Here is a 13,476-nt window from a genome sequence, read left to right as displayed (position 1 = left end):
TGAGAAAGGAGGTGTTCCACCGATGTCTGACCCCGGACAGACGCCGCCGCAAGGCTCCCCCTCTCCGACGCCGGAAGATGTGCGGGCCAACAAGGCCGTTGCCGCTATCGCTTATCTGTTGTTTTTTGTGCCGCTGCTCGCCGCGAACCATTCACGCTTTGCGATGTATCACGCCAATCAAGGCCTTATGCTGCTGCTCGCCTTGATCGCTTGCAACATCTTACTGGGACTTATTCCTCTGCTCAATTTGCTGCTCGTGCCTTTAGCCCACCTCGTGTGCCTCGTATTCTGCGTGATCGGGATGATGAATGCGATCAACGGGGATATGAAGCCGCTGCCGCTGATCGGCCGTATTGAGATCATTAAGCATCCCTAGGATCAAAAAAAGGCGCTTTATCCCTAGGATGAAACGCCTTTTTGGGTATGACGGCTGCCGCCTGCTGCCTAGTTGACGAATTTCAGTCCGGTCAAAAGCCGCTTCAGCAGCACGGCCGCTTGAGCCCTTGAAGCGTTCTGCTGCGGCGCAAATTCATTTTTTTGCGGCGGCGTCATCCCCGGCTGCAAGCGAGTCGCCTAAATCCAAATACGTGAGCGGTTTCGGCCATACCGGCTCGTCCTGATCCTGCACGAGCAAGGACGCGGCCTCGGTTGAAGCGACCGGTCCGGCGCCCCAAGCAGCGAACGGGACGATCATGACGAACAACATGACGAATAAGGTAAACGATGCGATTTTACGAATGTACTTGGATCCTCCCGAGTCAATGATCTTATTCTTAGTGAACTTCCTGTAAAAGCGTTCCTCCTCCCTCTCATTATAGATACTATTTGTATATTATATTAGATTTTGATAGCAGGTCGCCCTGCACAACGGTTGGCCGACTGATTTTTCAATATATAAGGAAATTGCCACTCGTTCTGGAATTTGTTATGATTGACAAATACAAAAAACTGTGTAAAATTAGTAATTAATAAAACACTTTACCGCTTAAAAGCTAAAAAGCTTAAAAGCCCGAAAGATGTCAGCGAGCACTTGTTAATTTGGAGAGGGGTAATTTTGATGACACGCGACACACACCACAAAATTTTGGATTGTACGATCCGCGACGGCGGTTTAGTGAATAACTGGGACTTTAGCGTCCAATTCGTGAAGGACATGTACCAGGGTCTAAGCGAAGCCGGCGTCGAATATATGGAAATTGGTTACAAAAACTCGGCCAAATTGCTGAAAGGTGCTGATGCCGGCCCTTGGCGCTTCCTTAACGAGGATTTCCTGAAGGAAGTCATCCCCCAAAAAACCAGTACGAAGCTTTCCGCGTTGGTCGATATCGGCCGTGTGGATGAGAAGGATATTCTCCCGCGCGATCAAAGCATGTTGGATCTGATCCGCGTCGCTTGTTACATTAAAGATGTGGACAAAGCGCTCGATCTGGTGCAAAAATTCCACGACTACGGCTATGAAACGACGATCAACATCATGGCGCTTTCGCATGTGATGGAGAATGATCTGAACGAAGCGTTCGAAGAAATCGCCAAAAGCCCGGTCGATGTCGTGTACGTCGTCGACTCCTACGGCAGCATGGATCACAAAGACATCGACTACCTGGTGTCCAAATTCCAACGACTGCTTCCGAACAAGAAGCTCGGCCTGCACATGCACAACAACATGCAGCTGGCGTTCTCCAACACGATCACGGGTGCGAGCAAAGGCGTCGAGTTCCTCGACACGTCCGTCTACGGAATGGGTCGCGCAGCGGGCAACTGTCCGACTGAACTGCTCGTCAGCTACTTGAAAAACCCGAAATACGATCTTCGTCCGGTGCTCGGCATTATCGAGAAACACATGATTTCGATGCGCGAGAAATGGGAGTGGGGTTACATCATCCCTTACATGATCGCCGGCGTCCTGAACGATCACCCGCGTGCCGCGATGGCCATTCGCTCCAGCGACGACAAGGACAAATTTACGGAGTTCTACGACAAGCTGACTTCCCCGGAAGTGATGCCGACCGGCTCCACTGACTAATAGCACACATCTGACCCGGTTTTCCATGCTGCTGCAGCGGCGGAGAATCGGGTTTCTCTATTGGCGCGCAGCCTCTGAAGCGGCCACCGGCTCCAACAGTCATTCGGAAAGGATTCGTGCTGAAGCTTATGTCCCGTCAAAAATCCATCAAAGTCACAGCGCCCAAGCGGCTGCTCCTTCCCGCATCGGGCTTCTTGAGCGGGTACACGCACACGTTAAATCCGTATGTAGGCTGTGCCTTCGCTTGCTCATACTGCTATGTGCGGGAGATGCCGGTCGCAAAATTTCGCGGCTCGCCTTGGGGCGATTGGGTGGACGTAAAAGCAAATACAGCCAGCTTGTTGAGCCGGGAGCTGAAGCGTGCCGGACGCAAAAAACCGGTTACGGTATTCATGTCGTCCGCGACGGACCCCTACCAGCCTGAGGAGTTCCGCGCCTGTCTGACGCGGTCTTGGCTGGAGGTCATGGCGGCATCCCCGCCCGAGGAGCTCGCCTTCGTGATGGTGCAGACGCGCAGCCCGTTGGTCACGCGAGATATCGACGTGCTGCGGCGGCTCGGGCCCCGCGTCCGCGTCAGCCTGACCATTGAGACCGACATGGAGTCGGTCCGGAAGCTGTTCACGCCGGCGGCGCCGCCGATTGCCGCCCGATTCGAGGCCTTGCGGCGGCTCGCCGAGGCGGGGGTGCCGACGCAGGCCGCCGTGTCGCCCGTGCTGCCGTGCAGCGACGGGCTGGCCGACCGGCTGGCGGAAACCGGTGTCGATCGCGTGGTGATCGACGATTATTTTATGGGCGACGGCAGCCAGGGGCGCCGGACGGAGAGGCTTGGTATGCGCGAGCTGTATCGCGCGAACGGGTACGACGCGTGGTACGACCGCGGCGCGTACTTGCGCGTGCGGGAGCAGCTCGCGCGGCGATTCGAGGCGCAGCGGATACGCGTGAGCCAAGAGGGCTTTATGCCCTGAAGCGGGCGGGAGCCGACCGGGCGGACGGGCGTTCGACGCGTTTCTTCGCAAGTTGGCCTTGCGGGCTATCCGCTATTGATGTAGTATCGCGAGTTAAAAAATAACCCCCCAACTCCACTTTAACAGTGGTTTTGGAGGGTTATTCGTTTATTCTTGAAAAACTGTCTTCATCAAGGGGTTACCCTTTGGGCCACGCCTTCTCTCTTCCTGCACGATCCTACCGGAAATCCGGCGGAATCCGTCTTGCCACCCCGGTTAGGATAGCGGCTTCGATAATTGCGTGGCGAACCTTCGTCACGACCTTGTCGTTAAATATACTCGGGATGATGTAGTGCTCGTTCAGCTCCGCTTCGGTAACAACCGAAGCGATTGCGCGGGCGGCCGCCAGCTTCATCGGCTCGTTGATCCGCCGTGCCCGGCAGTCGAGCGCCCCACGGAAAATACCGGGGAACACGAGTACGTTATTGATTTGGTTCGGATAGTCGCTTCGACCTGTTGCAAACACACGAACATGCGGGAGCGCTTCCTCCGGCGCAATTTCCGGTTCCGGATTCGCCATCGCGAAGACGATGCTGTCCGGCTTCATTTTCTTGATGTCGTCCTCGTTCAGCAAACCGCCCCGCGATACACCGATAAACACGTCGGCGTCTTGAATAACGTCCTTCAGCGTTCCGGCCTTATCTTCGACTTGCGGCTGGTCGGCCAACCACTGCCACATCGGGTAAGGATAGCTGCCTCCGTGAACGATGGCACCCTCGCGGTCGACAGGCACCAAGCGCGTCACCCCTGCGGCGAGCAGCATTTTGCAGATCGATACGCCTGCCGCTCCGATTCCGTTGACCACAACGCGGACGTTCTCGATTCGTTTACCGACCACTTTCAAGGCATTCAGCAAACCCGCGATAACGACGACAGCCGTTCCGTGCTGATCGTCATGAAACACCGGTATATCGAGCTCCTCGTTCAGGCGTGTCTCGATCTCGAAGCATCGCGGAGAGCTGATATCCTCCAGGTTAATGCCTCCGAAAATCGGGCTGATCGCTTTAATAGTACGAATAATTTCTTCCGTATCCTTCGTATCCAGACAAATCGGGAACGCATCGACGCCGGCGAGCTGCTTGAACAGCATCGCTTTCCCTTCCATGACAGGCGCGGCTGCATGCGGACCGATGTCGCCCAGTCCGAGCACTGCCGTTCCGTCGGTGACGACGGCTACCGTATTGCGTTTTATCGTAAGCGAGTAAGCTTTTCTCGGATTTTCATGAATTGCGGTACAAACTCTAGCCACCCCAGGGGTGTAAACACGGGACAAGTCGTCGCGGTTTTTGATCGGCAGATTCGGCTGCATGTTGATTTTCCCGCCTAGATGCACGAGAAACGTACGGTCGGATACGTTAATCAGCTTGATCCCGTCATGCGATTTCAACGCTTCAACCACCTGCGACTCGGCGGATTCCGCCACATCGACGGTAATATCGCGTACCGACGATTCCTTGCCGGGACGAATAACGTCGATCGAGGTGATGTCTCCCCCTACTTTACTGATTGTTGCAGCTACATCTCCGAACGTTACTTGCTCATGATTGAGCTCCACACGCAAAATAATACTTGTCTGTGCCACGCTGATTCCCTTCCTTCAACTGAAAAGTGATGTCACGAAAACGTATATATGACCTGCCAATAGATTCATGGTATCATGCGTAAGGTTTTTTATGCAAATGAAAAAGAGCTTGCACCCCTATTAGAATCATTTTTCACTTTTATTTGTTATTTTCTCCCATGCCGACATCAGCATATCACCGTTCATCGGCCCGGGATGCTTCTCCCGAATGACGCCGTCGGGGTCGACGACATACGTAGCCGGGTAGGCATTCACGCGGTAAGTATCCATCACGCCCCCCGTCGTGTCAAGCGCAATCGGGAAGGTAATCTTCCATTCCTTAACCCACGCCGCAACGACCGGTACGCTAGCCTCGGTATGCGTCGCGTTAACGCCCAGAATCACCACGCCGTCTCTTGCATAATCCGAGTAAAATTGCTGCATATACGGCATCTCCGCCTGACAAGGCGGACACCAGGTCGCCCAAAAATTAACAAACACGGTTTGGCCCCTGTAATCCGACAATCGGATGGTTTCCCCATTCAGCAGTTTTAGCTCGAAATCAGGGGCCTGCTGTCCGACGCCCAGTCCGGGCACTCCTTCCGCTGTTCCCGCCGCAGGCGGCCCCCCCGGCTTGTCAAACAGGCCGTTCGCCACTGTAATGACCAGCACCCAGCCAATCGCAATGACTAGCAGCCTCTGCACCGACGCGCGATGGGTCTCCGGCAAAGGGGAACGCAGCCAAACGATGGCGGCTGCCGCGCCCAACGCCCCAATGATGCCCGATGTGACCGGCTGAAAGCCGCTCATTATAAAATGCAGCGCATGAAATATCGCATACCCCCCCAAAACCGAGACGGCTAACGAATCGATATAAACAGGTCTGCCTATTTTTCTTTTCTCAGCAGCGATTGCTGCATATCCGGCCGAGAGCAGCCAAGCAAGCCAAACTCCGCGCCGACCGCCGTTAAAATAAAGCAGCGACATCGGATTTTCCAATACAGCGCGAAAATCCAGCAGCAGCAAACTTAATTTCCAGACAAGCACCCACACAAGCAGCGCATTGACGGCAATCGACGTAACAATGCCTCTATCGGATCTCCGAAGCAACCGCAGGTGCAGCGCGCCGTAGCCCGCCGCAATCGCACCCATGATCAGCAGCATGTTGTAATGGAGGACAAGCGGTCCCCATGTCCATGTATTCATCGTTGACGTTCACCTGTCTCCCTTTCATCTGGCTATAATTCCATTGTGGAACGGTCTGCCGTCCGTTGTCAACTTGTTGTCGCGTCCCACGAACGAAGCCGATTCCCGGCAATCGCGGAAGCGTCGGCACTTACATGCATACCACAACACCTAGAACTGCAGGAGGGAATTTCTATGAAAAAGCAAATCGTTGCCGTTGTCCTTGCCGCCACGTTTACGGTCGGGTCCTTGGCCGCATACGCCGATCAAGCCCACGCCGCCGCCACCGGTACGATTACAAGCAGCGTGAACTTCCGTAAACAACCTGATACAAGTTCAGCTGCATACGGTTACCTCAAAGCCGGAGAAAAGGTTACCATCCTGTCCAAAGTCAACGCCTGGTGGTATCAAGTGCAAGACGACCAGGGCCGCACCGGCTATATCTCAACGAGCAGCAAATACGTCCGGGTATCGGACTCCTCTCCGATCAGTTCCGAGACGCCTTCCGGCGGGTCGACAACAGCTCCCTCGACGGGCAATACGACAGCAGCCATTGATAAAATAATCGCGGCTGGCAAGAAGTACTTGGGCACCCCTTACGAGTATGGGTCAGACCGTTCCAATACCCGTACTTTCGACTGCTCTGACTTCGTCCGTCAAGCCTTCAAGGAAGGTGCCGGCGTGACGCTCCCGAGCGATTCCCGCGCCCAAGGCAGCTATGTCAAGTCACTTGGGAATACGACAACGAACTGGAAAAGCCTAAAGCCCGGCGACCTGATGTTCTTCATGGAGTATCGCGGAAGCAGCAAATCGTCATACCCGTCCAACAAGGCCAATCAGCGCATCACTCATGTCGGCATTTACCTAGGGGAAGGCAAAGTTTTGCATACATACTCCAAGGAATCCGGCGGGGTTCGGATCGATAGTATCGAGAACAAGCACTGGGAATACCGCTTTATGTTCGGCGGCAGCGCTTTAAAATAATGTTGTTATACCAAAGAAAGAAGACCTTCCCCGAATTGCCCTTGAGGAAGGTCTTCTTTCTTTCTGCTTATAGCCCGAAGATTGCATCGATCATCGGTTTCGTTTCGCCGCCCGGATACAACACATACAGCAGCGTGTACACCGCGACGCCCGTCGGTGCAGTCAACAGCCACATAACGGCTGTCCAGCGCCCGATTTTCTTATGTTTGGCAAAACGCTCATTAAACGCATGCAGCAGCGTTACGATACCGAAAACGCCCGCAGCGGTAGCCAGCGCTATATGGAAGAACAAAAATAAATGATACGCCAGCTTCAGCTCTTCCGGCCCGCCGAAGCTTGTGTTGCCGACAAAAATCGTGCGGCTCGCATAAATCAGAAAGAAGGCAAGCGCGAAGCCCGCGCCCCACAACATCAGCTTCTTATGCGTATCCCGGTTGCCCTTAACAATATGATACCATCCGAATGCAACGAATATCGCGCTTATGACGATAAAGCTCGTACTGATCGTAGGCAGCAAAACGGAAAGCTTCATAAACTAGTCCACCACCATTCGCAACTCAATCTATTCGATATAGCTTAGGCTCGGTTCACATTCCCTGACGCCGGATAATAATCATCGTCCGCAAACTCTTCCTCATCCTCGCGTTTACGTTCCCTTCGGTACCAACGGTAGAACGTGTAGCCGAGTGCCATGCCGTAAACGATTTCCTGGACGATTTTCATGATGACTCCGCCCAACTGCTGATCGTCGAGCATCGGGAGCAGCAGATGATACTCGGGCACAGCCGAATACATCGCGTACATCGGGTCTTTGGCGAAAATAATGAGCGCACAAGCGGGCGTTAGCAGCACCCCATTGATGAAAATGTACGCCATTCTCTTCAGCTCGGACATCCGGCTGTACTCGGGCATCGGGCAAAACACAGGAAACCAGAGCATAAACGCCGACAGCAAGAAGACCGCCTTATAGAGCGTGAGAATCGTAGGATGAGTCATCAACCAATCCATCACGACCGGGATATGATAAACCGAAAAAATAAAGTTGAACAAAAACAACGCAAGCACGGGATTGGTCATTATATACACGACACGCTTAGCCGTTTCCCCTTGGATCGCGGAGCGCATAAGCCATCCCGGCAAGCCGAGCAGCAGGAGCGGCGGCATAATTAAATACAAGATGGACTGCTGAAACATGTGCACACTGAAAAAATAGTGATGCCCGTAATAGGCCAGCGGGCTTCCTTCCGCGGCATACCATAGGATTAAACCAAGCCAACCGTACAGCTGCAGCTTGAGGGGTACGGGTTCGCTGTCCGCAAACCGATGCCGCCAAGCGTTAACGCATAACGTATACAACACACCGACAACAAGCAGCAGCAGGAGCAGGCCTGGGCTCCACAACTCGGCAAACGTTCCCGCTGCTCCATGTCCTGAATGGGAAACAGTGGAATCCATATCGGTTAACTCCTTTCGGGCGTAGCCCCAAATTCGAGTCTGTGTCTGATTCGTGAATTTTTTCCCAAAGTATTTTAAAAAAGAGGGGCTTTCAATAATGACAAGCCGCCTCTCTTCTATCTTACCACCAGAGCCAGTAAACACCGGCCGCAACAGCTGTAAGTGCAACAAACGTTCCGAATGCTAACCCGATGATCGGGAAAAAGTGGCCCCGATCCTTCATGTGCATCCAATAAGCAAGCTGGAAAATGACCTGGACAACGGCCAAACCAACAAGGAAGAAGATAATAAACGTGCGATCCAAACCGCCGTACAGAACCACGGCGAAAGCCAGCATGGTCAACACGATCGAAACAATGTACGAAATGTAATGGTTTCGAGGTCCTTCCAAACGGTGACGATGATCTCCAGCCGAAGATGATTGGTGCTGATTACTCATCTTATGGACCCACCTTTCCGAGGAGGTATACGACCGTGAAGATGAATACCCAAACGACGTCGATAAAGTGCCAGTACAAACCGGCTACGTAATACTTAGGCGCCGTAACCACGGTTAAACCTTTTTTGAACCCGGAAATAATCAACAAGGTAATCCAAAGCACACCGAAGGCAACGTGCGCTCCATGGAACCCTACCAACGTATAGAACGAAGTAGCGAAGGCGCTCTTCGAGAACGTGTGGCCTTCGTGCACGTAGTGAACAAACTCGTAAATTTCAAGACCCAAGAACGCCAGACCGAGCAATACGGTTACTGCCATCCACGCTTGCAGCTTCTTGAACTGATTGCGGTGAAGCGCCATCGTGGCAAATACGCTGGTCAACGAGCTTGTCAGCAGGATGAACGTTGAAATCGCAACAAGATCCATCGTGAACAAATGCTGAGCCGTCGGACCGTCCGGCACTTGATTCCGGAGGGCGATGAAGGAAGCGAACAACGTACCGAACAGTACGCATTCGCCGCCAAGGAACAACCAAAAGCCCAAAACTTTATTCTTACCTTCCAAGGTTGCTGTTTCCGCGTGAGGTGGCAGGGCACCGCCTACTTCATGATGTGCTGCACTCATGCCTTAACCCCCTTATCGTTTAACTCTTCGGGCTCGATATGGAAGCCGTGATCGTCATAGACGGAACGGAAGAACATACATATGAGCGTAAACCCGATACCGAGAATACTTACAATATAAATGTGGTACATAAAGCCATAACCGGCGATAAACAAGCCGAGCGACATCAGGAAAGGCAGAATCGAAGGCGACGGCATATGAATCGAGCCCAGCGGCTCGGCCGGCGTCATCTCTTTGTTGCCCGCCATTTTCTCTTTCCAGAACGCATCGTAACCGCGTACGAGAGGCGTTTGTTTGAAGTTGTATTCCGGTGCCGGGGACGGAATCGTCCACTCGAGCGTACGAGCATCCCAAGGGTCTGACCCTGCATTCATCGGTTTTCTGGCAGTAGCCGCGATATTGATCAGGAACACGATCATACCGATACCCATCAAGAAAGCGCCAATCGTACTGATAAAGTTACCTTGTTCCAAGCCAACGCCCGGCTGGAATGTAAACACCCGGCGCGGCATCCCCATCAAGCCGAGGAAATGCTGCGGGAAGAACGTCATATGGAAGCCGATGAAAAATGTCCAGAAGTGGATTTTGCCCAGCGTTTCGTTCAACAAGCGGCCAAACATCTTCGGCCACCAGTAGTACGAAGCCGCGAACAAGCCCAAAACCAAGCCCCCTACGATAACGTAGTGGAAATGCGCAACGACGAAATACGTGTCGTGGTACTGGAAGTCAGCCGCCGGTACGGCGAGCATAACGCCCGTTACGCCACCCATGGTGAACGTCGGAATAAACGAAGTGGCGAACATGTTAGCTGTTGTAAAGCGAATTTGACCGCCCCACAGCGTAAACAGCCAGTTAAAGATTTTGACGCCGGTCGGAATCGCGATCGCCATCGTCGCAACCCCGAATATGGCATCCCCGACAGGGCCAATACCCGTTGTAAACATGTGATGCGCCCAAACCATGAAGCCCAGGAATCCGATCAAAGCCGTTGCGAATACCATGGAGCTGTATCCGAACAAACGCTTACGCGAGAATGTAGCTACGATCTCGGAAATAATACCGAAAGCCGGCAAAATCAAGATATAAACCTCAGGGTGACCGAAGATCCAGAAGATGTGCTCCCAGAGAATCGGATTACCGCCCTTCGCAACATCAAAGAAAGCACCGCCAAAAATCCGGTCGAACATCAATTCTACAAGACCGACCGTAATGGCAGGGAAAGCGAACAAAATCAGCAACGATGTAATGAACGATGCCCAAGTGAACATCGGCATTCTCATATAGGTCATGCCCGGGGCACGCATATTAATGATCGTAACCAGGAAGTTGATCCCCCCGATCAGCGTACCGATACCGGCAATCTGAAGACCGAGCACGTAGAAGTCAACGCCCTTGAATGCCCCCGTAGCATCTACAATACCGGAGAGCGGCGGGTAAGCCGTCCAGCCGGCGGCAGGTGCGCCGCCCAAAAACCAAGACGTATTGAGCAATAAGCCCCCGAAGACGAAAAGCCACAAACCAAGTGCGTTTACGAACGGGAACGCAACGTCCCGGGCCCCAATCTGCAAAGGAACGATGGCATTCATAAAGGCGAAGATGACCGGCATCGCCGCCAAGAAAATCATGGTCGTACCATGCATGGTTGTTAATTGGTTGAACGTATCGCCGATAAAAATCTTTTGATCCGGATAAAGCAACTGAATACGAATCAAAATCGCTTCGATTCCGCCCAGTAAGAAGAAAATTCCGCCGGCGATCATATACAGAACACCGATCTTTTTATGGTCAACCGTCGTCAGCCAGTCCATCAGACCGGTGTGCCGTTTTACCGTGTGTGCGTGAGCCACGTATTTAACCTCCTTTTTCCCTGATGCTCGTTTACTGAGGCAACTTCAGCGAATTCAAATATTTAACCAAGTCGTTGATCTCTTGATCCTTAAGCGCTTTAGCTACATTCGGCGCGCCTTCGGAAAACGCAGGCATCTTCGCACCCGGCTTCACCGATTGAGGATCTGCGATCCATTGCTTCAAGCTCTCTTCGTTATGCGGCATAATGCCGGCTATTTTCTCGCGTGAAGCGAAACCGTTCAAGTTCGGTCCTGCGCCGAGCCCTTGCGCGTTGACCGCGTGACAGGACAAGCAGTTGTCTTTAAAGATCTGCTCCCCGGCTTTGGCGTCTGCAGGAATTGCCGCCGGCGCTTTCATCTTCGCAACCCATTGATCGAACTGAGCCGGTTCCATCGACTTGACTTTGAAATCCATCAAGGAGTGGGACGCACCGCAAAGCTCCGCACATTTACCCAAGAATGTATCCGCATCGTCGGCTTCCAAGTAATAAACGTTCGTCAAGCCCGGGTTCGTGTCCATCTTACCGCCGAGCGAAGGAACCCAGAAGGAGTGTTTCACATCGGAAGCAGTTAGTTCGAAAGCGATTTTCTTACCCGTTGGAATAACCAGATCCTGTGCCGTGGAAATGCCCAGCGACGGATATTCAAACTGCCACCAGAAAGCATGAGCCGTTACTTTGACCGTAAGCGCATCCTTGTTTTCACGGTGGTCCTCCAACACCTTGAAGGTGTATTGAACCGTCGGCACCGCCAGAACCAGGAGCAGGATAATCGGAATAACCGTCCAAATGATCTCCAGCGTATGGCTGCCTTCCACTTGTTTCGGAATGATGTCTTTCTCGCCTTTTTTCTTTCTAAAACGAACCAAGACATACAAATAAATCGCAAACACGACAACGACGACCGCAATCATGATCCCGAAGCTGAGTTCCATCAGGAACATCTGATCTCTGGCCACCGGACCCCTTGGCTTCAAGGCGGAAATCGTATCGTCCCCACACCCCGTTAGCAGCAGCATCATCAACCCGAAGAGAGGGATGAAACGCCACAGATTTTGCCATCGAATCATCTTATCAATCCCACCTTATGAAGCAAGTATTTTTCGAACAAAATAGGTCATATCTTGTCAATGAACCTAATTACCATTATAACTATAAATTCGTCCCTGTTTTTTGTCAATGAATCTGGGAAAGTTCACAAAACGTTCGGAAGTCTAGGTTTATCAAGCTTTTCGAGGCTTTCGGCTTCTTTGTAAAATGCGTTTTGGCCGACCTCTCGAATGGCGCAGACCCTCACATACGGTTCTATTAGGTTATTTCCATAAAGCGGCCGGTTTATGCATGTTTTGGACTCCCGTACAGGCGAATCAAAACACATTCGGAGACCCATTCTAATGTCAAGGAGCAGCAGTCGCGTCCAGCAGAACACAATCTGCATTCTATCGTTTGCAATGCGCTGATTCCTATTCATGAAGGAGGGCTTTCGTTTGCGTACTCTTCGATCGATATCCGTGGCCGCCATAATGATGCTTTGCCTTATTGTTACCGGCTGCTTCAGTTGGTACGACTACAACAGCGCCAATAACTATGGAAGTAAAAGGGATATGCCGAGACAGGACACGTCCCGCGCTTATCAGACCCAGCAGCAATACGCTCCCGTCACGCATCAAGTGTCCAAGCTGGAGATGAACCAGCACCTGTCCGATCAGGTAGCCGCCATGGACGGCGTCAGCAGCGCGATCGTCATGATGGGCGATAACAACGCTTATACGGCCATAACGATTGATATGACAGCTACCGGAACGCGAGGCGGCGATGTGAGAGGAACCGAAACCAATAATTACGGTATCGTGAAAGGGTTATATAATCCTTATACCCCAGAGAACGACTATGCGGATCCGAACCAGCTGATTACGGGAAGCGGCGCCGAAACGGAAATGCATCACGAGCATCTCTCCCATCTGTTCAAGCAAAAAATCGCTGAAAAGATTCGTTCGCTGCAGCCTAGTGTGACGGACGTGTATATCTCCGCCAATCGTACGGTTGTCAATGAATTTAACCGCATCGCTCAAGAGAGCTGGCAAGGGCGTTCGCTGGAGCCCTACCGACCGCAATTCATCCAGCTGATGGAGCTTACCTTCGGAACGGCCCCGACTATACCGAATCAAGCGGAAGGCAACGGACGGGAATATTAGCCGCGTCGAGCGGACTGCACATGGCCGATGCGCGGCGTGTGCAGTTTCTTTTTGTACAGGATTGCTGTAGAATGCTTTATTAATAAGAAGTAATTATTTCAGAAATGGTCCGCAGCTGCCGTACCGGCCGCTATCGGGCGCATTCAAATCGGTTCTATA

14 protein-coding genes are annotated in these 13,476 nt (G+C 52.5%); 5 read left to right on the top strand and 9 right to left on the bottom strand.

Annotated elements, in window-relative coordinates:
• The first annotated feature begins 22 nt into the window (after positions 1-22).
• Complete coding sequence (locus PVA01S_RS19660) at positions 23-376, top strand: magnetosome magnetite crystal formation protein family (protein WP_127608996.1); 354 nt, start codon at positions 23-25, stop codon at positions 374-376.
• A gap of 153 nt (positions 377-529) precedes the next feature.
• Here PVA01S_RS19660 and PVA01S_RS26765 read toward each other — a convergent pair whose 3' ends face one another.
• Complete coding sequence (locus PVA01S_RS26765) at positions 530-694, bottom strand: hypothetical protein (RefSeq protein WP_164751911.1); 165 nt, start codon at positions 692-694, stop codon at positions 530-532.
• 363 nt (positions 695-1,057) lie between these two features.
• Between PVA01S_RS26765 and PVA01S_RS19655 the strand changes: the two genes are divergently transcribed.
• Both PVA01S_RS19655 and PVA01S_RS19650 read left to right on the top strand, forming a co-directional pair.
• Entirely contained in the window at positions 1,058-2,023 is a 966-nt protein-coding gene (locus tag PVA01S_RS19655) for an aldolase catalytic domain-containing protein (RefSeq protein ID WP_127608995.1), read from the top strand.
• 128 nt (positions 2,024-2,151) lie between these two features.
• Entirely contained in the window at positions 2,152-2,988 is an 837-nt protein-coding gene (locus tag PVA01S_RS19650; protein ID WP_127608994.1) for an SPL family radical SAM protein, read from the top strand.
• Between the two features lie 217 nt (positions 2,989-3,205).
• Here the strand turns inward: PVA01S_RS19650 and PVA01S_RS19645 are convergent, their stop codons facing one another.
• Positions 3,206-4,609, bottom strand: coding sequence for an NAD-dependent malic enzyme (locus PVA01S_RS19645; protein WP_127608993.1), 1,404 nt, complete (start codon positions 4,607-4,609; stop codon positions 3,206-3,208).
• A gap of 126 nt (positions 4,610-4,735) precedes the next feature.
• Positions 4,736-5,794, bottom strand: coding sequence for a redoxin domain-containing protein (locus PVA01S_RS19640; protein WP_127608992.1), 1,059 nt, complete (start codon positions 5,792-5,794; stop codon positions 4,736-4,738).
• Positions 5,795-5,968: 174 nt separating this feature from the next.
• Here PVA01S_RS19640 and PVA01S_RS19635 point away from each other — a divergent pair, with 174 nt between their 5' ends.
• A complete protein-coding gene (locus PVA01S_RS19635; protein ID WP_127608991.1) occupies positions 5,969-6,757 on the top strand; it encodes a C40 family peptidase in 789 nt (262 codons plus the stop codon).
• Between the two features lie 67 nt (positions 6,758-6,824).
• Here PVA01S_RS19635 and PVA01S_RS19630 read toward each other — a convergent pair whose 3' ends face one another.
• The 6 genes from PVA01S_RS19630 to coxB form a co-directional block, all read right to left on the bottom strand.
• On the bottom strand, positions 6,825-7,289 hold the full coding sequence (locus PVA01S_RS19630) for a DUF420 domain-containing protein (protein WP_127608990.1): 465 nt from the start codon (positions 7,287-7,289) through the stop codon (positions 6,825-6,827).
• Positions 7,290-7,333: 44 nt separating this feature from the next.
• Positions 7,334-8,212, bottom strand: coding sequence for a cytochrome c oxidase assembly protein (locus PVA01S_RS19625; RefSeq protein WP_127608989.1), 879 nt, complete (start codon positions 8,210-8,212; stop codon positions 7,334-7,336).
• Positions 8,213-8,333: 121 nt separating this feature from the next.
• Positions 8,334-8,651: a cytochrome C oxidase subunit IV family protein gene (locus tag PVA01S_RS19620; RefSeq protein WP_127608988.1), complete on the bottom strand. Its 318-nt coding sequence runs from the start codon at positions 8,649-8,651 to the stop codon at positions 8,334-8,336.
• Position 8,652: 1 nt separating this feature from the next.
• Entirely contained in the window at positions 8,653-9,276 is a 624-nt protein-coding gene (locus tag PVA01S_RS19615) for a cytochrome (ubi)quinol oxidase subunit III (RefSeq protein WP_127608987.1), read from the bottom strand.
• Positions 9,273-11,084: a cytochrome c oxidase subunit I gene (ctaD, locus tag PVA01S_RS19610; RefSeq protein WP_155614721.1), complete on the bottom strand. Its 1,812-nt coding sequence runs from the start codon at positions 11,082-11,084 to the stop codon at positions 9,273-9,275. Before ctaD ends, PVA01S_RS19615 begins: the two co-directional genes overlap by 4 nt.
• Positions 11,085-11,154: 70 nt before the next feature.
• The gene (gene coxB, locus PVA01S_RS19605) at positions 11,155-12,192 is read right to left on the bottom strand and encodes a cytochrome c oxidase subunit II (protein ID WP_127608985.1); all 1,038 of its coding nucleotides are present in this window, start codon (positions 12,190-12,192) and stop codon (positions 11,155-11,157) included.
• A 417-nt stretch (positions 12,193-12,609) separates the two neighbouring features.
• Between coxB and PVA01S_RS19600 the strand changes: the two genes are divergently transcribed.
• Positions 12,610-13,317, top strand: a complete 708-nt coding sequence (locus PVA01S_RS19600) for a YhcN/YlaJ family sporulation lipoprotein (protein WP_244932997.1) — start codon at positions 12,610-12,612, stop codon at positions 13,315-13,317.
• The last annotated feature ends 159 nt before the right edge of the window (positions 13,318-13,476 follow it).

It is taken from the genome of Paenibacillus validus NBRC 15382 (assembly GCF_004000985.1).
GTDB lineage: Bacteria > Bacillota > Bacilli > Paenibacillales > NBRC-103111 > Paenibacillus_G > Paenibacillus_G validus.
This window is presented reverse-complemented; position numbering and strand designations above follow the sequence as displayed.